This window comes from Streptomyces toyocaensis, from assembly GCF_000725125.1.
GTDB lineage: Bacteria > Actinomycetota > Actinomycetes > Streptomycetales > Streptomycetaceae > Streptomyces > Streptomyces toyocaensis.
The window spans coordinates 37,397-60,660 of sequence record NZ_JFCB01000022.1 but is presented as its reverse complement, the minus strand read 5'-3'; the positions used below and the strand labels follow the sequence as shown (position 1 = coordinate 60,660).

Here is a 23,264-nt window from a genome sequence, read left to right as displayed (position 1 = left end):
TCTTCTCAGTCCCCCTGGGAGCGTACTGCTTCCCGCGCCATGGCGGTGAAGTCGCTGTACAGCGTGGGGTCGTCACCGTCGCCGGGCCACCACTCATACGCGGTCCACTCGCCGTTCTCCCCCATGCTGTCGGCGTGCAGCAGCCAGTAGCAGCCACTACCGCCGTCGTCGTCGCCGATCAGCAGGGAGCGCTTGAGCATGGGGAAATGCTCCCCGAAGACTTCCGGCTCCGACCATGCTTCCATGAGGTCGGCACACAGGTCGGCGAACCAGCCGATGTCCCCGACCTGGAAGAGGTCGACGAACCCGATGTCCTGCCAGCCGTCGCTGACCCGGAGGAAGTTTCGGTACGAGGGAGGAAGCCTCACCCCGAGCCGCTCCTCGGCGGCCACGATCGCTTCCTCGCTGGCCGGTTCGGCACCGGCCCACCCGGCCTCCAGCCGCTCCTCACTGATGACCTGCCGACCCTCCTCGATGGCCTCACGGACCTCGTCCGAGTTGATGTGCCTGGCGTTGTAGTCGGTGAGGAACGCACGCCATTCCACGACCGTCATGGTCGAAGGGGTCGTCATACTCAACTCCGATGAGTCACACGGTAGGTCTCGGACAGCCTTACACGACCCACTGACAGTCGAGGTTGTGCAAGTGCAGACGATCCAGGCTGCCGAGCCGACCTTCCGGAGACAGCACCGCCCGGTCCCATATCGCCCAACGATCATTGGGTAAACGTTGCTGCTTCCTTGCCCGGCCCTCCTGCACCGCACGACCGGCCGCCTCGCCCGCGGCAGAGCCGGTGTCAGCGACCCGGCGGCCGGCACACGCGACATGCGGGTGCCCGGAACGGAGCCGAGCAGGGCGTTATACCGCGGGGCCACCTGACCGCTGCCGGGCGACCACCGACGGTTGCAGAAGGGCGCCGGTCACGCCGATGTCGCCGGACTGACCAGCGCGTACTCCACCGTGTCGCAACCGCTCCGGCCACGCGGCGCGGGTCATGCCCCGTGCCGGATCGCCGCCGACCTCGCGGTGACGGTGGCGGACGGCGGCGAAGCGATCGCGGACCCGACTGTCCTGCGCGACCAGGGCGCCGGTTCGCGCCTCCTTCAGCGCAATGGCCGAACGCGGCATAGAGGTGTGATCGGTATCCCTCCAACAGCGGCAACGAGCCGACGGAGGTATGTGCCCTGGCGGGCGCGCGAATAGCAAATGACCGGTTGCGTCACCGCAACAGCCCAAAGAGGGACGATGCCCCTGTGTGAGAGCCCCCGGGACGCGCTCACCTGGTGCTCGGCTCGGCACGGCGTGTGGAACCGCGTACGACCACGGTGCACGGGACGACCGAGTTGCCCGGCTCCTTGCCATCGAGAACGTCGATGAGCGCCGCTACGCATTCGGCGCCCAGGCGGCGGGCGTCGAGGCTGAGCGCGGTCAGGGGGACCTCCCAGTCGGTGGTCCCGGCCGCCTGGTCGCTCGCCCGCATCACGCTGATCATGAGGTCGCCGGGGACGGTGAGGCCCAGTCGCCGGGCCGCGACGATGAGGGCTTGCCCGTAGGTCTCGTTGAGTCCGTGCACGGCGTCGGGCCGGTCCGGGGCGGACAGCATGCGCAGAGCCGCTTCGACGGGGTCCTCCGTGACGGCGGGGGTCTCGACGAGGGGGGCCTGGCCGGCCGTGGCGCACCACTGGCGGTAGAGACGCTCGCAGTCCTGGGTGTACGCGTCGGGTTCGGGGCCGGAGAGCAGGCCGACCCGGGCGGCGCCGGCCTCCCGTAGGTGGCCGAGAATCGCCGCCATGCCCTGCTCCAGGTCGCTCTCCACCGTGGGGACGTCCTCGTACCCCGGGTCGATGGGGCGGCCGTCCGTGACCACGGGCATGCCGCGCCGGGCGCAGTCGGCGAGCAGCGGATCCTCACGTACGGGGTCGACGATGATCATCCCGTCCATGGGGACGCGTGCCCACAGTCCCGAGGCCGGGTCGCCGGGGACGGCGACGAGCGCGTAGTCGCGCTCCACGGCAGCCATGGTGGCGCCCGCCGAGAAGGCTGCGTAGTAGGGCCGGTACGTGCTGGCCCAGGGGAGGTCCGCCATGTGGCCGACGACAAGGCCCAGGATGCCGGTCCGCCCGGAGACCAGGCCCCGGGCGACGGGGTCGGGCCGGTAACCGAGTTCGGCCGCGGCGCGGCGCACCCGTTCGCGGGTGGCCGGGGCGATCTGGCCCTTGCCGCGCAGGGCGTGCGACACGGTCGTGATGGACAGGCCGGTCGCCTCCGCCACGTCGCGGATGCCGACGCGCCGCCCCGCCCCCCTGGCGGATGCCGGTGCGCGGCCGGTCGTTCGTGTCGCGTCCTCACGGCTGGACATGCCTGTGTCGCCCTCCCCTTGTCGGCGGCCGGAGCGGCCCCGGTGCCACGCTCCCGCGCGGTCCGTCGGACATCGTGCCCGACCCGCTGTGCCCAAAACGTTTTGGTCTCCCTGTGCTCGGGCTATTGACGGACCCAAAACGTTTTGGGCACTGTAGCGCACCAATGGTTTCCGGCCACGTCCCTAGGAGCGCCATGCGCACCCTCCGTACCCTCGCCGTCCCCGCACTCAGTGCCGTGCTGCTGGCGGCCCTCACCGCCTGCGGCGGCTCCGCGTCCGCTGGCGGAGACTCCACGTCCCACACCACCGACTCCAAGGGGAAGCGCACCTACGGCGAGTGCGAGGTGACCGGCGAGCGCGGCTCGATCGGCCTGAAGACCGTCGAGAAGGACACCCTCACCGTCGTCGGTGACCTGCCCAGTCCCGGCTGGTGGAACGGCGACACCGTCCGCCAGATCGACAACGGCTACGAGTACTGCATGGCCGCGACCCTCGCCTACCGGGCCGGTCTGCCCAAGCTCACCGTGCGCAACGTGTCCTTCGACGCGCTGGTCGCCGGCAAGAGCAACGATTTCGACCTGGCCCTCGCGGAGATATCCATCACCGACGAACGCCGCAAGGTCGTCGACTTCTCCGCCCCCTACTTCGCCTCCAACATCGGCGTCCTGGTGAAGTCCGGCTCCAAGGCCACCCAGGACACCATCACCGGCCTCCAACTCGGCGTGAAACAGGGCACCACGGGGGCCGACTTCGTCCGCGACAAGCTGCGTCCGGAGAAGGCGCCGAAGGTGTTCGCCGGTGACGTCGAGCTGCAGGCCGCCGTCCAGGCCGGCCAGATCGACGCCGCCCTCACCGACGTCGCGATCATGCTCGGCAAGGCCAAGGAGTCCAAGGGCAAGCTCGAGGTGATCGGCCAGTACGACACCGGCGAGTCCTACGGAGCCCTCTACCCCAAGGGCAGCGAGAACGCCGCCGCCCTGGACGGAGCCATCGAGGAGATGAAGAAGGACGGCACCCTCGCCGGCCTCGCCTCCACCTACCTCACCAAGGCCTTCGGCGGGGACCCCGAGGCCATCCCGCTCTGGAGCGCCAAGTGACGCTGACCGCAAGCCCGTTGACCACCGGGCAGAAGGAACTGGCGAAGAGCACACCGCCCCCGCCGGCCCTGCCGCTCGCCGCCGTCGCGCTGGCGGGCGTCCTGATCACCGTGGTGCTGACCGGCGTCACCGCCGCGGCCGCCGGACGGGTGCTGCCCACCGCGGCGGCGGTCACCGGCGCCGCCGTGGTGGCCGCCGCGCTGCTCACCCTGCTCCGGCCCGCGGCGCGAGCGGTGAGCTCGGCCCGTACCGCCACCGCGGCCTGGAAGGAACAGCGGCCCGCCGACGCCCGCCGGGCCGCCTCCGAAGCCCGAGAGGACGCCTGGACCACCCTCGGCTGGTGTCTGGCCGCGCTGGTGCTGCTCGGTGCCGTCTGGTTCCTGACCACCAACGACCGCGCGGTCCAGCGCACCTTCTTCGACGGCTCGGTCATCGAACTGAGCTTCGGGGAGATCCTGTCCGCCTTCGGCACCAATCTCTTCATCGCCGTCGTCGCCCAGATCCTTATCCTCGCCTGGGGACTGACGCTCGCGTTGGCCCGGATGGCGCCGGGCCGGGCCGGCCGCCCGCTGCGGCTGCTCGCGACCACTTACATCGACGGCTTCCGCGCCATCCCGGCGATCATCATCATCTACCTGATCGGCTTCGGACTGCCGCTCGCCGAAGTGCCGCTCCTCAGTTCACTCAGCCCGGTCTGGTTCGCGATCCTCGCTCTCACCCTCACCTACGGCGCTTACGTCGCCGAGGTGTTCCGGGCGGGCATCGAGTCCATCGCCCCGGGCCAGACCGCGGCGGCCCGCTCCCTGGGCCTCTCGCAGAGCGCCACCATGCGCCACGTCGTGCTGCCCCAGGCCACCCGCCGTGTCGTCCCGCCCCTGCTCAACGACTTCATCAGTCTGCAGAAGGACACCGCCCTGGTGAACATCATCGGCACCATCGACGCCTTCAACCAGTCGAAGATCTTCGCGTCGAACCACTTCAACCTCTCCTCGGTCACCGTGGTCGCGGCCCTCTTCATCCTCATCACGATCCCCCAGGCCCGGTTCGTCGACCGGCTCATCGCCCGGGAACAGCGCCGCGGCAAGGGAGCCTGACATGCCCTTCATCGAAATCGACGCCGTACACAAGAGCTACGGCACCACCCCGGTCCTGCGCGGCATCGACCTGGACGTCGAACAGCACCAGGTGGTGACTCTGATCGGTGCCTCCGGCAGCGGCAAGTCGACGCTGCTGCGGTGCGTCAACGGGCTGGAGGACATCAGCGCCGGCGAGATACGGGTCGGCGGCGAGACCGCGTCGGGCCGCGGCACCGACGTGAATCGGCTGCGCCGCGACGTCGGCATGGTGTTCCAGCACTTCAACCTCTTCCCGCACATGAACGTCGTACGCAATGTCGCGCTCGCCCCGATGCGGGTGGCCGGAGTACCCCGAGCCGAGGCGGAGGAACGGGCCCGCACGCTCCTCGCCCGCGTCGGCCTCGCCGACAAGGCCGAGCGCATGCCCGACCAGCTCTCCGGGGGACAGCAGCAGAGGGTGGCCATCGTCCGCGCACTGGCCACCCAGCCGCGTGCCCTGCTCCTCGACGAGATCACCTCGGCTCTCGACCCCGAACTGGTCGCCGAGGTCCTCGACATCGTCCGCGAACTCGCCGACAGCGGCATGACCATGCTGCTGGCCACCCACGAGATGGGCTTCGCCCGGGAGGTGTCGCACAAAGTGTGCTTCCTGCATCAAGGCGTCCTGCTGGAGGAAGGCCCGCCCGAGCAGATCTTCGGCGACCCGCAGGAGGAACGCACCCGCGCCTTTCTGCGCCGCATCGTCGAGGCCGGGCGGCTGTGAGCGCGCCCCGGGTGCTCGTCGTGGAGCACGAGAACGGTACGGGCCCGGCCCAGGTCGGCGAACGCCTCACCGCGCGGGGACTGGACCTCGTCATACGCCGCCCCTGGGCGGGTGACCTGCTTCCCCTGACGCCGGACGACTACGACGGACTCCTGGTCCTCGGCGGATCCATGGGCCCCTACGACGAGGAACAGGCCCCTTGGCTGTCCGCGGCCGGCGACCTGCTGCGCCAGGCCGTCGCCCGGGACATGCCGACACTGGGCATCTGCCTCGGCATGGAACTGCTCACGGTGGCCTGCGGAGGCACGGTCCGACACTCCGAGCGGCCGGAGGTCGGCCTGTGCGAGCTGACGCCTCTGCTGCCCGCCTCGAGGGATGAACTCTTCGCCCCCCTGACGAAGGGCACGCCCCCGTGCGCCGTGCAGTGGCACTGGGAGGAGACCGCGGTCCTGCCCGAGGGCGCCGTCCCCCTTCTCACCAGCGCACGCTGCGCGCACCAGGCCTACCGCATGGGAACCTCCGTATGGGGTGTCCAGTTCCACCCCGAGGTGCTGGCCGACGACATCGCGGGCTGGGGTACCTCCGACGTGGGCCCGCTGAGAGCACTCGGCCTCGACCCGTCCTCGGTGGTCGCCCATGTGGCAGCCGAGGAGGAACGGTTGCGCGCGCTGTGGGGCTCCTTCGCCGAACGCTGGGGCGACATCGTGACGGCCCGCAGAACGGCACCGGTCCGTCCATGAGCCGGCCGGGCCCGGCGAGGGCGGCGGAGGACTGACTGCCCACAGCCTCACCGGACGCGGCCCGGCCCGGCCCGGGCCGCGCGGAGGAGGCGCCCCGGATTCTCGGCCTCGAGCAGGGCGCTCTCCGTCCCGCGGCCGCGCCGGCTCCTGGCCCTCGCCCCCCACCCGCTTCACGGCGTCCGGGCACGGCCAGGGCCCGTCCTTCGGAACCACGTCCGCAGCGACTTGCCGTGATGCCGAGCTCCGCGGCCACCGCCGTGTACGTCCGCTTGCCGGCCGCGGCACGGGAGAGCGCGACAGCGTCCCTCCTGAACTCCTCGGCATACGCAGAACTGCGTCCCGTCTGGACATCCCTCCCTTGCTGGACCATCGAGATCTCTTGTCAGGGTGTCCATTCCAGGGGATCAGTCCTAGACACCGCTAACTGCACGGCATTGGATCCAGCCCTCGATCGCGGACTCGGGCAGCCGCTTGGTCAGATGCTGCATCGGCCCGCTCTCGCGTCAGATGCAGTCCCTCGGCCTGGGCCCGGCCCACCAGTTCATCGATGAGCCGGGCGTCCACCGCCTTCGACGTCTGCAGTTCAGGCGTCCCGGTGGACCCGACCAGCCGGCCGATCACACGCACGGATGGGGGAGGGGGACAGCCAGTCAGCCCTGCGTCACGGGTGGAAGGTGGTGAAGTAGTTCGCGGGGAGAGTATTGAGCCAGGCGTGGGTGACGCCGGTCCAACCGATCCTCACGAAGTCGTCCTTGCCATCGCCGTCGACGTCGGCGAACTGGATATCCTTGGGAGGAAGGCCAGTGTCACCAGCGATCTTGCCGATGTCCCGGTACGTTCCGCCCGAGCCCCTTGGCCCTTCGTTGATCCAGGCCCTGGCGCCGCCTTTGGCGGTGATCAGGATCCGGTCGTCGCGCTTGTCCCCGTTGATGTCGGCGTATCTGATCTCCCGGGGGTTCTGCAGGGCGCCGCTGATGTTCTGGGGAGAGGTCCAGTCCAACCACGTGCGGCCGTCGCCGTTCTGGAAGTCCCGGTTGTACCAGGCGGTGGTCGTGCCGTCCGGCTCGATCAGCAGGTAGTCGTCCCGGCCTCCTCCTGTGACGTCGGCGAACCGGATTTTGGTGGCAGGGTCGATCGTCAGGGACTTACCGGCCGACCCCTTGTCGAAGACACTGGCCACCCCTTCGTACTTGTTCGCGCACATCCGCGCACCGACTGGGTTATCGGCCTTCCAGGTATAAACCTGCAACCTCCCTGTCAGGTCGACCGACACACAGTCGGGGAAGTCGTCACCGTCCAGGTCGGCGAAGCGCAACTGGTTACCCACCACTCCAGTGGGGGGCTTGTAGGAATTCTTGCCTTCGACGAAGGGCACCCAGCCCTTGCCGGAGGGGCCGCCGTTCCACCAGAAACGGAAGTTCTGGTGCTGGTCGACCGTCACGAACTCGGCCTTGCGGTCCTTGTTGATATCCACCATCCAGAACCGGTTGGTAGAGGGGAACTGCTGGGACTGGATGACACCGTGGTCCTTCCAGCCCGGCCCCAGCTTGCTGCCGCCGTTGTCACCAGTACCTCCGGTGCCGCCGGGACCGTCGTCTCGCGTCGGGCAGGCGTCGGACACCGCTTCGCCGTCCTGTTCCAACGGTTCCAGGATCCACCCCTGATCGTTGGCCTTGTTGGCGGCCTTCACAAACGCCGCGCCGATCTTGTCGTAGCCCTCATCGGTGGGGTGAATGCCGTCGGAGGTGTGGATGTCGGAAGGTTCCAGGTGGGAGATGTCGGTGTAGACCACGGACAGGCCACGCTGTACGAACCGGTCCACCAGCGCTGGGATCTGGGCGGTGAACTTCTCGCCGCGGGCGTTCCTGGCGGGATCGTGGAAGGGCTGTAGTCCCGCCACCAGCACGGTGGCGCCCGGGACGTCGGTGGTGACCTGATCGATGAGCGCTTCCAGCCGGTTGATGGCGCCGTCCATCTGGTAGTCCTGGATGGCGTCGTTCCCGCCCGCGAGGACGGTGACGACATTGGGGAGGTAGAGCGGGACGGAGCAGCTCGCCTTGCCGGCGATCTCGTTGATCCGGTAACCCCGCCAGCCCTCGGTCTCCCGGTCAGGCATCGTCCCCACCCGGACCGACCCCACCCAGTCCACTTCAGGTGTGGCGTCCTTGTCGTCCTGGGTCCCCGCCTCGGCGAGGGACGGCGAGACCCTGTGCTCGCCGGTCTTCCCCGCATTGCGGTCGGCGATCTGTTGCAGTCCCCGGTCGACAGTGTCCCGGTAGCCATTGCCGTCGGAGCTGCCTTCACCCCAGGTGGTCGAGGACCCCAGTGCCATGACGCGAATGGCCCGCTTCAACTCGTCATGGGGCTCGTACACCTTCATGCGGGCTTCCTGCTGCAGCCAGTCGTGCACACAGTTGCGCTGGGACCCGCACAGCGGGTTGTCGTATGTCGGGGATATGTACGCGTCGGCCGGGCGGTTCGAGTCAGTAACGCTCAGCGAGAGGACACCCGTGACCACTCGGACCCGAGGGCTGCCCCAGTACCCGGACGGCCCGCCGGAGTCCCCTTCCCGCAGCCTGGCCTTGAGCGCTCGGACCTTGTAAGCGGGACCGCCCGCGCTGTCCTTGAGTCCCTCTTCGTTGTCGTTCACCTTGGTGTACGCGCCCTTGAGGACGGGGGACGCGGTGCAGGACGCGCAGGTCTTACCCCAGCCGTAGGACTCAAGTTGGCTTTTGAACCTCACCTTCTTGTTCGGCGCCAGCTTCGCGTAGGGGTGTCCCTGGGTATTCAAGTGCCCTTCCGTCGGCGCAGTCTCCAGAACCGCCAGGTCATGACGGAACTTAACTGAGACAACGTTGTGCCTGTTGCCCTCACCCAACGTGGTGGAGCCCACCCGTACGAAGAACTCGTAGAACGGAGCGAATTTGAAACAGTGTGCGGCAGTGAGGATCCAGCGCGCGCCGGTGACGACCCCTGAGCAGGCGAACTGGTCTGGCCTGCCGTCCACGCCTTTTAGCCATATCTGGGCCATATCGGTCCCGGAAGCGGAACTGGTGAATCCGTCCTCGACTGCCTTGGCCTGGGGTGCGGGTGAGATCAGGAGGGATCCGCAGGCCAGAATGCCTGCCAGGACAACGACCCATCTGAACCGCCACGCTTGATGGCGCAACATTTCTGACATGATTCTCTCTCTGTATGCGCGGCATCCACGCGTCGCGGATGCCGTCACGACCAGCGGGCGGGCGGGATCAGAGATCCGCTGACGTACCCAGCCATGCGGATGGCCCGCCGGGAGGGACCTCCGGCGGGCCATCCGCTCACGGTCTACTTGCCGTAGTAGGCGTTGTAGACGGAGACCGTCGACGTGTTGTTCTTCTTGTCCGTGACCTCGGCGCGGAAGGAGATCGCCTTCCCCTTCGCCGGGTTCTTGACAGTGATCTTCCCCTTCTTGACCGTGGTCTTCTTCCAGGTCTTGCCGTAGTCGTAGGACACGTACACCGACAGGGACTTGAGGTTCTTGCCCTGGGCGGCGCCCTCCACGGAGACCGGGATCGTGGCCTTCTTGCCGGCCGTCACCTTGCTGTCCAGGCCCGTGGCCGCGAGGAAGCGGACCGTGGAGGCCGGAAGCTGCTTGAGGTCGGCGGTCTTCTTGGAGCGGAAGGTCCAGCTCGCGTCGATCCGCGTGGACGCGGCGGCGACCTCGGCGCTCCGCTTGACCGAAGTGGTCAGCCTGTACGAGGCGTCACCCGGCGGAACCTCGAACTCGTCAAGGCCGTTCGGAGTGCCGTCGTACGAGCCGATCTTCTTGCCGTTGCGGTAGAGACTGGTGACGGCCGAACTCGTCACCGAGTCACCGACGTGGCCTTTGCCGTCCGAGAAGAGGTACAGAGAGCCGTAGATCTTGTTGCCGTTGCGGAAAACACCGTCGTCCTTGGTGAGACTCGGGCCGAAGACCGCCGTGTTCACGGTCTCCCTGTAGGTCTTGCCGCCCTTGAAGGTCTTCCCCTCACCGATGAGGTAGACGGTGTCGAGGTCCGGCGGGCCCTCCTGCCTGTGGTCCTCCTGCGCGAAGTCGATGTTCCATGTGACCTTGTCCGAGGTGGACAGGTGCAGGGTGTGGGTGCCGGGCAGCCGCTGCGGGACACCGATCGACGACCAGGAGATGCCACCGGGCAACACGAACCGTGCGTCGAACACACCCTTCTTGCCCGGGGCGGGCGCGCCCATGCTGACCTTCACCGTGGCCAGGTCACTCGCCTTGTAGTGCCGGGTGTAGCCGGTGGCGAGCCTGTCGACCCCGGAGACCGTGGCGATGCTGTACTGCTCCTCGTCACCCTTGTACCAGTGCGCGTCCCACTGCTGGGTGAGGACGCCCTTGGGGAGCCGCGGACCGACGTGCGCGGAAGCGAAGCCGTTGTACGACTCGAGCAACCAGCCGCCGCTGTAGGACGAGTCCTTCGTCTTCAGGTCGTAGTCGACCGAGGCGAACAACGGCGTGGCCTTCTTGTCCGGCACGGTGATGTCCACCGGCTTGGCCTTACGGGCGTCCAGTGTGACCGAGGTGTTCCTGGTGACGCTCACCTTCGGCTGGGCGAGCCAGTCGAGACGCTTGTAGTCCTCGGCCGGGCCGAGGAAGACACCGGAGTCCAGGAAGTAGTCGCCCTTGGGAACCCGCAGCGTGACAGTGCCGTCGGAGTCGTGGAGGTCGAACACCTTGCCCGTGGCGGTACCCGTCGTGGCGGCCAGGGTCGACCAGTGGTTGCCGGTCGGCTTGCCGTCACGGCCGAGGACCTTCACCGTCACGTCGTACGACTCGACCTCGCGTTCCACCGCGGCGGCCGTGCGCACGGTCTGCCCGCCGCCGGTGGCGACCACGTACGCGGAGTAGGCGCCGTCGACCGTGCCGCCGAGCTTCGTGTTGACGGTGACGTCCACGGAGGCCTTGCCGCCCGCCGGGACCGTGACCGTGGTGGCGCCCAGCGTGAAGAAGCCGGCCGGGGCCGCCTTGCCCTTGGGGTTCGTGGCGGTCGACGTCAGCTTCAGGGTGACGTCCTCGGTGCCCAGGTTGCGGTAGGTGAGCTGCTTGGTGACCGGCTTGTCGTCGGTGTGCGGCCACTGCTGGAGACCGAAGCCCAGCGAGACGGGCTCGGCGATCACCGTCTGTGTGATCGCCCGGTCGACCTGGACCCGGCCCGAACCCTGCTCGAACGCCGTGTACTCGCCTGCCTTGGTGGAACCGGTGAGCGCACTCTTCAGCTCGGTGTGCTTCCACTGCGGGTGCTGCTGCTTCAGGATCGCCGCCGCGCCCGCCACGTGCGGGGTCGCCATCGACGTACCCGAGATGGTCATGTACCCATCCGGCTCCTCGCCCACCTCCCCGACGATCAGGTTGCCGTCGGCCGAGGCGGCCGTGATGTCGACGCCGGGAGCGGTGACGTCCGGCTTCAGACCGCCGTCGCCGGTGCGGGGGCCGGTGGAGGAGAAGTCGGCGAGCTTGTCCTTGCCGTCGACGGCGCCGACGGTGAGGGCGGCGTCCGCGCTGCCGGGCGAACCGATCGACTGCGGGCCCTCGTTGCCGGCCGCGACGGCGAACAGCACGCCCTTCTCGGCCGAGAGCCGGTTGACCGCCTCCTCCAGCGCATCGATGCCGGGGGTGTCGGTGCCGCCCAGGCTCATGTTGATGACGTCGGCACCCTGCGAGGCCGCCCACTCCATCCCGGCGAGGATGCCGGAGTCGTCACCGAAGCCGGAGTCGCTCAGCACCTTGCCGTTGAGGATCTTCGCGCCGGGCGCGACGCCCTTGTATCTGCCCTTGGACTTGGCGCCCGTACCTGCCGCGATGGACGCGACATGGGTGCCATGGCCGTACCTGTCGCCAGCCGTGGGCGCGGAGGTGAAGTTCCTGGACGCGGCCACCTGGCCCTTGAGGTCCGGGTGGGTGGCGTCGACGCCGGTGTCCAGGACGGCGATCTTCACGCCCTTGCCGTCGTAGCCGGCCGCCCACGCCTTCGGCGTGCCGATCTGCGCCACGGACGTGTCGAGAGAGGCCTTGCGGACCCCGTCCAGCCACACATGGGCGACACCGGAGGCGGTCTTGTCACCATCGGTGACGGCCTCCCACAGATCGGAGGCGTCCTTGTGCGAGGTCTGCACCGCGTCCGCGTTCAAGGCTGTCAGGGAACGGCGCAGATCACCCGCCTCCCGGACATCCGCCTTGGCGGCCTTCGCGGAACCCCGGTAACCGACGATGGCCCTCGGGCCCCGCTTCTGGGAGCCACGCATCGCGGACTTGTTCAACTCGGTGACGTCGAACAGCCGCCGGTCGACCTTGCCGGTCGCGATCAGCCGGGCCGCGTCCGCCGGGATCACCAGCGTGTGCCCGTCGACCCTGCGGACATGGAAGGGCACGTGTTCCCGCCCCTTCGCCCGCTCCAAGCCCACCACACGGCCCTTGGCGTCCACCGCGACCCGGTCACCCGTGATCAGCGTGATGTGGTGCTTCGCCTTCAGCGACGGCCCCTTCGCGGCGCCCGCCTTCGACGACACCTGCGAAGCGGTGGCCGACCGCTGCTCCCCGTCCGCCGACGCCGGGCCGGCCATGCCCGCCGCGAGCGCCACGGCGGCCGCCCCCGCGACCGTGGCCCCGCATGCCCTTCTCACTTTTCTGCGCACGTCCTTCTCCCCCTTGAGGAGTCGCCGGATGGGATGTCACATCACCCGGCAGAAGTGGTCCCGGGGCGCGCCTGCGCGCCCCGGAACAAAGTCTTCCGGCACTGATCAAGCCCTTCAAGGACAGTCGGAAAGCGTGGGGAATCCGATGGGCGACCTTAACTGCGTTGCCGTAACTCCGTTACGGGACCGTGTGGTTGTGGCTCAGAGGGCGGTACCCGAGCATGAGGAGACGACGTGACGGCCCGGCTTGACGCCGTAGTTGCCAGAACAGTCCCCGGGCATTCCGGGAGGGACGGCTCGATAGGGTTCCCCGCATGAGGCCTGAGGTGCTGAACAGACTGAGCCGATACCGTGCGGAGCTGACGGCGGAGCAAGTCCCCGCCGCCGTCGTCGAACAGTGGACGGACGCCGCCCTCCCCTGCGCGACCCTGACTTTGAACGGCGCCGGACCGACCGTAGGCCGCTATGGTGGTCCCCTCCTCCTCCCCCCTGATGCCCCGGACCCCGAGTTTCCCCTCGTCGCCTCGCTCAATTGTGCCGACCTGTCCGAAGAGGTGACGGGACTCCCGCTGCCGCCCGACGGCCGTCTGCTGCTCTTCGGGTTCCCCGACCCGGATGCCGGAGGCGAGGTGATGTACGTGCCCGAGGGCGCGACCGTCGAGGAACGCGCGGGAATCTTCGACTACTCCGAGGAGAACGGCCTGGAGGACTGGCGGGAGATACACGAGGCGTTCTGGCAGGGCGACCTGCACCTGACCGCAGATGTGTCCCTGCCGTTCCACAGCTGCAAGGCGGTGGCCACGGCACGGGGCTGGCGCAGTGAGGAGCTTCCCTGGGCTCCCTACGACACCGTCCACGACGCGCTGTTGGACGTGTGTGCCAGTGGCTTCCCGGCCGGCGGGTGGGTGCAGGTGGGTGGGCACCCCAAGCACGAATCCATGGACACGAACCCTGTGGAGTCGGTTGCGATCCATGCGGATGAGACCGGGGACCTGAGGGACTGGGTGCTGCTGGCCGAGTGGCATCCCAACATCGAGGGGAGGGAGGGATTGTCCCTTCACTGGGCGATCCGGAGGCAGGCGCTCGCCGCCCGGCGCTTCGACCTGGTGGAGGTCACGATGTCCTGGAATCCATGAGCGTGACCTCGCAGTGGGGTGCCGGACCTTCCCGGTTCGCGGTGATCAGCGGGCACACCCGGTACCGCGTGTGCCGGTCTCCGGCATGTCCGCGTGCGATGGACCGCCGCCGCGGCGTTGGCCGCGCGGGCGAGGAGTGGTCCGGCGCGGCCTGCGCGGCGGGGCCTCGTGGGCCCCTGTCCCGCGCGGCTTTTGGGAAGTCCTTCGGCGAGGAGGCCCTGTGCGGCTTGCTGCGGCACATCGAAGGGCACACACCGTGGCGTGGGCATGCTCCGGCCCGGGAGGGCGTCGCGTCGGTCCGCCACTCGCCTTCCACGCAGTTGACGTTGCCGGTTCGCTCGCGACCAGCAGAGTGCGGCGGCTCGGGCGTCTGCGCGGTGGGCGGTGTGCAGCAGGCTGTGATCAGGCAGTGTCCCGGGACCGCGGGCGTCACCGTCGTCACCCGGCCTCCGTCGTGACATGCTCGGCGCCCTCCCGCAGTGCGGCGAGGATGCTGTCCTTCTCGGCCCGGTAGCGCTCCACGGAGGCCAGCTTGACCCCTTCGTATCCGCGGACGACGTCCGGCAGCTCCGCGAGGCGGCGGACCACGGGAAGCGTCTCCTCGGTCAGGAGCGCGAGCGAAGCGCCGAGCGACGCCCGGTAGTCCTCGGCGAGCTCACGCTCGACCCGGCGCACGGGATGCAGGCCGAAAAGATCGAGGCGCGTCCCCCGCACCCTGCGCAGGGCACGCAGCAGGACGAGGACGGGGCGGGCCCAGCGCCCGACAGCGATCTTCCGTTCCATGCCCACGGCCCGGAGAACGGGCGGACGCAGCAGAGAGGACCGTCGGCTCCCGCTCCCGAACGCCGCATCGATGTCCGCGTCGACGACTGGATCGAGGGCGAGCCGCGCCACCTCGTACTCGTCCTTGTACGCCATGAGCTTGTGGAGGTAACGGGCGGCCGCCTCCGTCAGCTCGGTCGAGCCGTCCACGGCGGCGCGCTCCGCGTCCGCCACCCGCCGGACGAACTCGGCGTACCGGCGGGCATACCGCAGATCCTGGTAGCCGATGAGGTCGGCCACGCGCACCGTGAGCAGCCGGTGCAGTTCGGATCCCTCGTCGCCGGTGACCGTGGCCACGAGCTCGGTGGTTCCGCGGGGCAGTGGCGGCCCCGCGATCTCTTCGGGCGCCGGTCCTGCCACCGCCGCGCGCAGCGCCTCCGGATCGGCGATCGCCTGGCGGCCCCGCCGGAACGCCTGGATGTTGCACTCCACAGCCACCCCGTTGAGGGTGATGGCCTCCTCGACCGCCCGCGCCGGCACGGGCAGCACCCCGGTCTGGTACGCGGCTCCCACCAGCAGCATGTTGGCGTACTGCTCGTCGTCGAAAAGCTGTGTGGCCAGTGCCCCGGTATCCAGCGCGACAAGCTGACGGCTCACCTCGCCGACGGCGTGCCGGACCACGTCCGGAGCCGGGAAACCGACCTCCGTGTCGACCACCATCTGCCCGGTGGGGATCTCGGTGGTGCTCATGACGGCGACCGTGCGCTCCGGGGAGGCGACCCGAAGATACGTCGGATCGGTCGCGACGAGGGGATCGCAGGCGAGGTACAGGTCGCAGCTCCGCTCGGTGAGCTTCGCGCCCTGTTCCACGGCCTGCGCGGTGATCTTGATGTCGGAGACGACGGCGCCGCCCTTCTGGGCGAGACCGGTCTGGTCCAGGCTGCGCGCGTGCTGGCCGTCGATGACGGCGGCGGTCGCCAGCACCTGCGAGACGGTGACGATGCCGGTCCCCCCGATACCGGTGATCCGCATGCCGAAGGAGCCGTCCGATGTCCTGCGGACGGCCGGCTCAGGCACGTCACCGGCCGCCAGAGCGGGCGGTCCGGCGTGCCGCGGCCGGCCGGCCGGGGTGATGGTCATGAACGCCGGGCAGTCGCCGTCGAGGCACGAGTAGTCCAGGTTGCACGAGGACTGGTCGATGCGCGTCTTGCGGCCGAACTCGGTGGGAACGGGGTGCACGGAGAGACAGTTCGATGCCCGGCCGCAGTCACCGCAGCCCTCGCAGAGGCGCTCGTTGATCCACACGCGCGTCGTCGGAGTGCCGGCCTTGCCGCGCCGCCGTGCCCGCCGCTTCTCGGCGGCGCACTCCTGGTCGTGGATGAGAACCGTCACGCCCGCGGTGGCCCTCAACTCCGCCAGCGCTTTCTCGATGCCGGCCCGGTCGAGCACCCGCACCGCCCTCGGGAGCCGGGCGCGGGGAACGCGCGCCTTGTTGTCGGTGGTGATGATCACCTTGGCGACGCCCTCGTCGAGGAGCGTGGCGGCGAGCCGGTCGACGGGCAGAGCGCCGACGGCGTCCTGGCCGCCGGTCATGGCGACCGTACCGTTGTAGAGCAGCTTGAACGTGACATTCACCCCGGCGGCGACCGCCGCCCGCACGGCCAGGCTGCCCGAGTGCATGAAGGTGCCGTCGCCTATGTTCTGCACGAAGTGGCCGACGTCGACGAACGGCTGCATCCCGATCCACTGGGCGCCCTCCCCGCCCATCTGGGTCATCCCGACGACCGTGCCCACCTGCTCGGCGTCCATGAACACGACCATCGCGTGACAGCCGATGCCCGCTCCCACCGGCGAGTCGCCGCCCGCGGTGGTCGAGGTGTTGTGCGGGCAGCCCGAGCAGTAGTAGGGGCTGCGGGCCAGGAGCGGCAGGGACAGAGTGGCACGGGGTCCGGGCCGCCGGCGCCAGACGCGGGCGGCCTCGACACCGAGTGCCGCGAGCACTCGGGACAGGCCGGAGGTGACGCCGTCCGTGTCGAGTTCTCCCGAGCGGCTGAACAGCGGCTGCCCGTCCGGACCTTCCTTGCCGTGGACCGTCGGGACCTGGGCACGGCCGTAAAGGATCTCCTTGACGGCGGCCTCGAGGAACGGTCTCTTCTCCTCGACGACCAGCAGATGGTCGAGACCCTCCGCGAACTCGACGACGGCGTCGCGCTCCAGGGGGAAGACCATGCCGAGCTTGAGGATTCTGATGCCTTGGCGGGTCAGGTCCGCGTCCGTGAGCCCGATGACACGGAGCGCCTCACGGACATCGAGATAGGTCTTGCCGGAGGCGAGAATGCCGATCCTGTCGGACGGCCCGCGCTGCACCACCCGGTTGAGGCCGTGCAGCCGGGCGTACTCCAGGGCCCGCGGGAGCCTGCTGTCGTGCAGGCTGCGCTCGAGCGCCATGAGCTCGGGGCCCAGCAGCATCGCACTCGGCCGGTGCGGGCTGGGACCCGCATCCCCCTCGACGACCGCGATGCGGTTCGGGGTGACGACGGCCGTGGACATCGCGTCCGCCACCGCGGTCGTGATCTTCATCCCTGCCCACAGGCCGCTGAACCGGGAGAGGTACTGCGCGTGGATCCCGAAGTCGAGGACGTCCTGCGAGTCGGCCGGGTAGAGCGTCGGGATCGCCAGGTCCGCGAGCGTCGCCTCGCTGACGCACGGCACGCTGGACGACTTCGCCCCCGGATCGTTGCCGACCAGCGCGACCGCACCGCCGAGGCGGGCGGTGCCCACCAGGTTCGCGTGCCGCAGGGCATCGGAGGCACGGTCCAGGCCGGGTGACTTGCCGTACCAGATGCCCATGACGCCGTCGTAGCGGGACATGCCCACCTGACCGGCCAGTTGGCTGCCCATGACCGAGGTCGCGGCGAGTTCCTCGTTGAGCCCCGGCTTGTGGACGACGTCGTACTCGCGCAGCAACGCCTGGCGCCGTGCCAGCTCGATGTCGTATCCGGCCAGGGGCGATCCCTCGTACCCCGACACGAACGTCGCGGTGCGCAGACCGTCGCGACGGTCGCGCGCGGAACGGTCCAGCAGGATGCGGACCAGGGCCTGGATACCCGAGAGGTGCACTACGCCGTCCGGGAGGCGGTAGCGGTCGTCCAGACGCAGGTGCCGGCCGTCCTGCCGGCCGGCTTCGGTGAAGGATGACGTCATCGCCTTCTCCTCTGAACGGTGGCACGGCACGGCGATCGACCGTGTCCCCAGCCATGGTTGGCGCGGCAGAAGCCGGGATGGTGTGCTGATGGGCCAGGAGTATGCGGGCGAAGGGAACCATCTGACAATCTTGTGCGGAAAAGTTGGGCCAATGGCCCAGTGGGGGTGTCGCACTGCCTCCGCCGGCGGGCCGGATGCCCAGCGAACGCCGACTGCCTGGGCGTGTGCGCCCCCGGACGCGCATCGGCGGGCGGCGACCGCGCACAGTGGCGTTTCCGGGCTCACCGCAGGAGGCCTGGGACCATGAACGTACTGAGCGGGCTCCGCCGGAAGGCGCCCGGGTCCGGTGCGCGGGGAGAGGGGGCTGAGCACCGCGGGGCAGGTAACCGGTGCGGGCCGGCCGGTCGCCGGCCACTTGGGCGGACCGCTGACGCTCCCCACCGGTGCCCCGGCCTTGACGAGACGCTGGACCCGATCGGGACCCCTGGATCTCGTGGCGCCGCCCGCAGACATGACGGACTCTGTGCTGCCACCCGGCGGCCGGCTCCTGCCGTTCACCGGATCCCGCGACCGTGACGCCGGTACAGCAGCGGTGCACCACCCGCCGGGACCTGCGTCGAGGAGCGCCCACGGAAGTGGTGGGAGAGGGGAGGAGGCGATCTCGGCGTGCTCGGCCGGACCGGGCTGCGGATCGGCGGACACGCGGAGGACGGCCGGGGGAGCGTCGGCCTGGGACCGCTCTCGGCCTCTGTACGGGGTGAGCGCGACGGCCCGGCCGGGACGAGGACGCGCCACGGCCCGCTCCCGGCTCCTGGCGAAGCCGCCGACCGGCCGCCGGACGGGGCGAGTGCCCGGTTGCCTGGCGTCAGGGGCCGACGGCAACCGGGCCGTGTGCGGTCAGCGCCTGCCGAGCGTGCGGATCACCCGGAGGGCGTCCACGTCCACCTCGGCGACGCTCAGGTCCTCGTTGAGAACCCACGCGGTCTGCGAGTCGGCACTGAAGCTGATCGCCTGACGGGGAGCCTTCAGGCCCGTCACGGTGCCCTTCACATCCCCGGTGCCGGGGTCGATGGCGGTCAGTGAGTTCGCGCCCTTGTTCCCGGAGAACAGCACGGTTTCGTCGGGGGAGAGCGCGGCACCGTAGGGCTGGTCGCCCACATCGACCGTGTCCCGGGTCTCACCGGATGCGGTGTCGACGATGTAGATCTTGTCGTTGCCGCTGCTGGCGGCGTACAGCCTGTCGCCGGCGCGGTTGACGGACAGTCCGCGTACGCCTTCGAATCCCTCGATCTGCTTCAGTTCCTGCGGCTTCTCGGTGGTGAGGTCGAGGACCGTGATCCGGCCGCCCTTGCCCCCGTCGAAGTTGGTGACGTACAGCTTGTCACCTTTGGGTGCGAGCTTGATCCCCTGACGAGGTTCGGAGAACCCGGTCAGCACGGTCTCGGGCCGGTTGGCGGCCTGGTCGATGACGGTGACGGTGTGGGAGGCCGCGTTGTTGGCGTACAGCAGCCTGCCGTCCTTGCTCTGCGCGGTGCCGAACACACCGGCGCCGAGCGGCAGACGCTTCACGACGTCGAACGTCCGCATGGAAATCCGGTCCACGACACCACGGGCGCTGTCGGACACGGTGAAGGTCTTGCTGTCCGGGGCGAACAGGACGTTGCGCGGGCTGACATATCCCTTGATCTCGGCGATCTTCCGGCCGCTGCGTAGGTGAATCACGGAGAGGTGGTCGGAATCGGAGTTCGTCGCCACGGCGAATCGTTCGTCGGGGCTGACCGCCAGGGAATTGTTGGTCGCGTCGACGACCGGATCACGCATGTCACCGACGGCGCTGGTGTAGGCGCCGAATGACACCACTGTGCGGTGCATCAGCGCGGTCTTCGACGTGCTCTTCTCCGGAGCATCCGCATTCGCCGAAGCCATCGTGGCCGGCAGGGCCAGCGCGGTGAATGCGGTGGTGCTGAGAATCACCCGGCGAGTCATCCTGGTGTTTGTCACCCGGACCGTCTCCCTTGTTTTATGGTGTCCGCCTGAGCCGACACCACGATGAGCATGTGCGAGTCACCGGCTCGCGCTGTATCCGCGCCCGGTAGCGGGGTCGACAATGCGTGTGCGAAATGGGCGGCATACGCACGAGGTCCACTGTTCCCTGCGCCGGCTCGCTCTTCCGTCGGCTCGGTGACTGATCTTCAGTAAGGGATACGCCTGTGATTCCAGGTGTGTTGAAGAGATATCGATCCATCTTTTCGAGCCGGGTGACCGGTTTGCCGTTCCCGGTCTTCCATCTCGGTCCGTGAGGTGGGAGGCGTTGACCGTTCGTGGCCGCGTCGCTACATTGCACTGGCTTGACAACGTTGTCCGGACTGAGAGGTGCTGATGAGCCATCGGGGGAACGATGCCGCACAACGAGGCGGCATGCGACCGGTGCCCACGGGGAGCGACGGGATGACGCGCCGCGGCCTCATCCGGCGGACGGGGATGGCGGGTGCCTCCGCCGCCGGCCTGTCTCTGCTGCCGGGCACGGCACACGGCGCGACAGCCGCATCCGACGAAGGAATCCGAGCAGTTGGCGCCGAAGGCAGACGCCGACGCCCGACGACCGTGCCGGACGAGGTCATGCAGGAGGTGTACGAGGAAGTCAAGACGCCCTACCGGTACGGACCCGTGCTCACCACACCGCCGGATGCGGAACTGGTCGATTCCCCCAGCGTCTTCCGCCATCGCGGCCGCTGGTACATGGTGCACCTGGTGTTCCGCGAGGACGGCTACGAGACCCGGCTCGCGTCGAGCCCCGACCTGCTCGACTGGACGCCCGAGGGAACCGTTCTCCCTTTCCGGCCGGGCGCCTGGGACCAGAAGCAGGCTGCCGGATACATCGCGCTGCAGGACACCGAGTGGGGTGGCTCCGCCCAACTGCAGACATTCGACGACCGGTTCTGGATGAGCTACCTCGGCGGTCCCGACCCCGGTTACGAGGGCGGACCGCTGTCCGTCGGCGTCGCCTCCACCCGGACCCCGCACCTGCCGCAGCCATGGGATCGCCGGGACGCGGCGGTTCTGGGCCCCGACGACCCCGACACCCGCTACTGGGAACGCTCCAAACTGTTCAAGAGCAACATCATCCGCGATCCGCAGGCCCGCCTCGGTTCCGGCTTCGTCATGTACTACAACGCCACTGGCGCCGGAGGGTACGGCAACGAGACGATCGGTATGGCGGTCTCCGACGACATGGTCCACTGGCGCCGTTACGGCGAGGCTCCGGTTCTCACTCCGTACGAGTGGCACGGCGTCGCACTCTGTGGCGACCCGCAGGTCGTCCGCATGGGGGACCTGTGGGTGATGTTCTTCTGGAACACCATCGACCGTACCTCCAACGGCCGCTTCGACTCGTTCGCCTGCTCCTACGACCTGGTGAACTGGACGCCGTGGCGGGGGCCGAAACTGACCAGCTCCACCCGGCCCTGGGAGGCGAACCAGGCGACGAAGCCGTGGGTCGTCAAGCACGACGGCGTCGTCTTCCACTTCTACAACGCCCAGTCGACGACCGGCGCGCAGAGCATCGGGCTGGCCACGTCGAAGGACCTGCGTGGCGAGTCGGAAGGCCCGATCACCGTGTCGGCCTCCCACACGTGGATGTACGACTCGCCCATGGCCGTGGTGGACGGGGTCGTCGCCGGCACTCCGCGCTGGACCGCCTACAACTCGCCCAACACCGTCGACTGGCTGCAGCTGGACTTCGACGCGCCGCGCCGCTGCACGGGGCTGACCGTCCACCTCTACGACGACGGCGGAGGAGTGCAGCCGCCCCGGCAGATGTTCGTCGAGCACCTGCGCGGACGCCGCTTCGAACAGGTCACCGGTGCCCGTTGGGACCCCGCCGGCCCTCGCGCCGGTGCCAACACGGTCACCTTCTCACCGGTACGCACCTCGTCCCTGCGCCTGCACTTCGTCCACCGTGAAGGCGGCTACCAGCGCCCGGGCAAGGGCACGTACTCGGGCGCCACCGAGGTCCGGCTCGCTCCGTGACGGCAGGTCTCCCGGCCCGGGACGCGAGCCATCTGTGGACTGCCAGGCCGGGACCACGCAGGGCTTCGAAACGGAACTGCCGATCGTCCCGGTACTTCAGCCACTGCGTCGCGTCTCCCTCTCAAGGAAGGACCGGAAGGTGCGCGCGGGCCGGCCGGTGAGGCGCTGGACGGTGTCGGTGATGCGGTCCTCCGCCCCGTTGGCGATGGCGCGGTCCATGTCGGTCAGCATGGCGGCGAACTCCGGCGGTACCTGGGCCGTGAGGCGATCGCGCATCTGGTCGTAGGACAGGCGGCGGTGGGTCACGGTCCGGCCGGTGACTTCGGTGATGACTGTGGCGATGTCGTCGTGGCTGAGTGCCTCGGGTCCGGTGAGGACGAGATCGGTGTTGGGGGCTTGTTCGTCAGTGAGAGCGTGGACGGCGACGGCCGCGATGTCCCCGGCGTCGACGAAGCCGACCCGGCCGCTGCCGGTGGCGGTCCAGATGGTGTTGTCGTCGCGGATGCTGCGGGCGTGTGCGTGCGTGTCGGTGAAGTTCTGCATGAACCACGAGGGCCGCAGTACCGCCCACTGTTCGAAGAGGTCGGGCAGGGCCTGGTGCACGGTTCCCACCGCCGGGCCGCCCCTGGGGATGGCCGAGGAGCTCAGCAGCACCGCGCGGTGCACACCGGCGGCGCGGGCCTGTTGGAGGAACGGCAGCATGATCGCGGCGGGGTCGGAGTCGCCCAGGGGCGGTATGAGGTAGACGCGGTCGACGCCGTCGAGGGCGGCTGCGTGGGTGGTGGGGTCGTGCCAGTCGAAGGTGACCGGTTCGGCGCCGGCGACCGGGGTGGCCCGGCGGCTGGCGGCTTTGACGCGGTGGCCCGCGGCTGTCAGCTGTGCGGCGGTGCGGCTGCCGGTGGTACCGGTGGCGCCGGTGACCAGAGTGGTGGCGGTGGTGGTGGTCATCGGCTGCTCCTGGTGAAGTCGGTGCCGGGCTTGAGGACGGCGAGGGGGTTCCAGTAGTCGCGGTAGGAGGTGATGTGCCCCTCTTGTACGGTCACGACGGCGATGTAGGTCATGTCGAAGGGTGCGTCGCTCTCCACCAGACGCCCGGTGCCGCGCATCTCGACGACGATGGTCTGCGGGTCGGTGGTCTGGTGGATCCGCAGGTCGGAGAAGTCGTGCAGATCGACGTGGTCGGGGTAGTGGCGCATGTAGGCGGCGATGGCCTCCTTGCCCTCCAGACGCTGGGGCCAGCCGTCGGGGGCGAAGGGGAACTCCATGAGGCCGTCCTCGGCCCACAGAGCGACCCACGCGGAGATGTTCTTGTCGAGCAGCAGCCGCAGGCTGTGGCGGTACAAAGCCGCCGGAGCGGTCGGTGCGGGCATGAGTGTCCTCCAGCATTAGAATGCGGACTCCGGGTCCGCTTCTACGATATGGACCC

Annotated in this window: 14 protein-coding genes; 6 read left to right on the top strand and 8 right to left on the bottom strand. The window is 69.1% G+C overall.

From position 1 onward, the window contains the following. Nucleotides 1-5 precede the first annotated feature (5 nt). Both BU52_RS22220 and BU52_RS22215 read right to left on the bottom strand, forming a co-directional pair. Nucleotides 6-572 carry an SMI1/KNR4 family protein gene (locus BU52_RS22220; protein ID WP_037937137.1) on the bottom strand — a complete coding sequence of 189 codons (567 nt, stop codon included), beginning with the start codon at nucleotides 570-572 and terminating at the stop codon, nucleotides 6-8. Between the two features lie 704 nt (nucleotides 573-1,276). Further along, complete coding sequence (locus tag BU52_RS22215; RefSeq protein ID WP_051858498.1) at nucleotides 1,277-2,359, bottom strand: LacI family DNA-binding transcriptional regulator; 1,083 nt, start codon at nucleotides 2,357-2,359, stop codon at nucleotides 1,277-1,279. 194 nt (nucleotides 2,360-2,553) lie between these two features. Here BU52_RS22215 and BU52_RS22210 point away from each other — a divergent pair, with 194 nt between their 5' ends. The 4 genes from BU52_RS22210 to BU52_RS22195 are packed head-to-tail and all read left to right on the top strand — an operon-like array spanning nucleotide 2,554 to nucleotide 6,035. Continuing rightward, nucleotides 2,554-3,456, top strand: coding sequence for an ABC transporter substrate-binding protein (locus tag BU52_RS22210; protein WP_078903387.1), 903 nt, complete (start codon nucleotides 2,554-2,556; stop codon nucleotides 3,454-3,456). Then, a complete protein-coding gene (locus BU52_RS22205; RefSeq protein ID WP_200881249.1) occupies nucleotides 3,453-4,550 on the top strand; it encodes an amino acid ABC transporter permease in 1,098 nt (365 codons plus the stop codon). The genes BU52_RS22210 and BU52_RS22205 overlap by 4 nt, the downstream gene beginning before the upstream one ends. A 1-nt stretch (nucleotide 4,551) precedes the next feature. Then, on the top strand, nucleotides 4,552-5,295 hold the full coding sequence (locus BU52_RS22200) for an amino acid ABC transporter ATP-binding protein (protein ID WP_037937135.1): 744 nt from the start codon (nucleotides 4,552-4,554) through the stop codon (nucleotides 5,293-5,295). A 20-nt stretch (nucleotides 5,296-5,315) separates the two neighbouring features. Then, nucleotides 5,316-6,035, top strand: a complete 720-nt coding sequence (locus BU52_RS22195; protein WP_157847904.1) for a type 1 glutamine amidotransferase — start codon at nucleotides 5,316-5,318, stop codon at nucleotides 6,033-6,035. A gap of 661 nt (nucleotides 6,036-6,696) precedes the next feature. On the opposite strand, the gene BU52_RS32865 is transcribed toward BU52_RS22195, so the two are convergent. Further along, nucleotides 6,697-9,216 carry a GDSL-type esterase/lipase family protein gene (locus BU52_RS32865; protein ID WP_167343532.1) on the bottom strand — a complete coding sequence of 840 codons (2,520 nt, stop codon included), beginning with the start codon at nucleotides 9,214-9,216 and terminating at the stop codon, nucleotides 6,697-6,699. 143 nt (nucleotides 9,217-9,359) lie between these two features. Beyond that, entirely contained in the window at nucleotides 9,360-12,635 is a 3,276-nt protein-coding gene (locus BU52_RS22185; protein WP_078903394.1) for a S8 family peptidase, read from the bottom strand. Nucleotides 12,636-13,021: 386 nt separating this feature from the next. Between BU52_RS22185 and BU52_RS22180 the strand changes: the two genes are divergently transcribed. Continuing rightward, nucleotides 13,022-13,843 carry a DUF1963 domain-containing protein gene (locus BU52_RS22180; RefSeq protein ID WP_078903385.1) on the top strand — a complete coding sequence of 274 codons (822 nt, stop codon included), beginning with the start codon at nucleotides 13,022-13,024 and terminating at the stop codon, nucleotides 13,841-13,843. A 438-nt stretch (nucleotides 13,844-14,281) separates the two neighbouring features. Here the strand turns inward: BU52_RS22180 and BU52_RS22175 are convergent, their stop codons facing one another. Next, nucleotides 14,282-17,809 carry an indolepyruvate ferredoxin oxidoreductase family protein gene (locus tag BU52_RS22175; protein WP_051858493.1) on the bottom strand — a complete coding sequence of 1,176 codons (3,528 nt, stop codon included), beginning with the start codon at nucleotides 17,807-17,809 and terminating at the stop codon, nucleotides 14,282-14,284. An 897-nt stretch (nucleotides 17,810-18,706) separates the two neighbouring features. Further along, complete coding sequence (locus tag BU52_RS22170; RefSeq protein ID WP_051858491.1) at nucleotides 18,707-19,783, bottom strand: YncE family protein; 1,077 nt, start codon at nucleotides 19,781-19,783, stop codon at nucleotides 18,707-18,709. 630 nt (nucleotides 19,784-20,413) lie between these two features. On the opposite strand from BU52_RS22170, the gene BU52_RS22165 reads away from it, so the two are divergent. Next, nucleotides 20,414-21,838: a discoidin domain-containing protein gene (locus tag BU52_RS22165; RefSeq protein WP_051858489.1), complete on the top strand. Its 1,425-nt coding sequence runs from the start codon at nucleotides 20,414-20,416 to the stop codon at nucleotides 21,836-21,838. 96 nt (nucleotides 21,839-21,934) lie between these two features. Here BU52_RS22165 and BU52_RS22160 read toward each other — a convergent pair whose 3' ends face one another. Both BU52_RS22160 and BU52_RS22155 read right to left on the bottom strand, forming a co-directional pair. Next, complete coding sequence (locus BU52_RS22160; protein ID WP_037937128.1) at nucleotides 21,935-22,786, bottom strand: NmrA family NAD(P)-binding protein; 852 nt, start codon at nucleotides 22,784-22,786, stop codon at nucleotides 21,935-21,937. After that, nucleotides 22,783-23,208 (bottom strand): nuclear transport factor 2 family protein, encoded by a 426-nt coding sequence (locus tag BU52_RS22155; RefSeq protein WP_037937127.1) that lies wholly within the window; start codon nucleotides 23,206-23,208, stop codon nucleotides 22,783-22,785. The genes BU52_RS22160 and BU52_RS22155 overlap by 4 nt, the downstream gene beginning before the upstream one ends. Nucleotides 23,209-23,264: the final 56 nt, after the last annotated feature.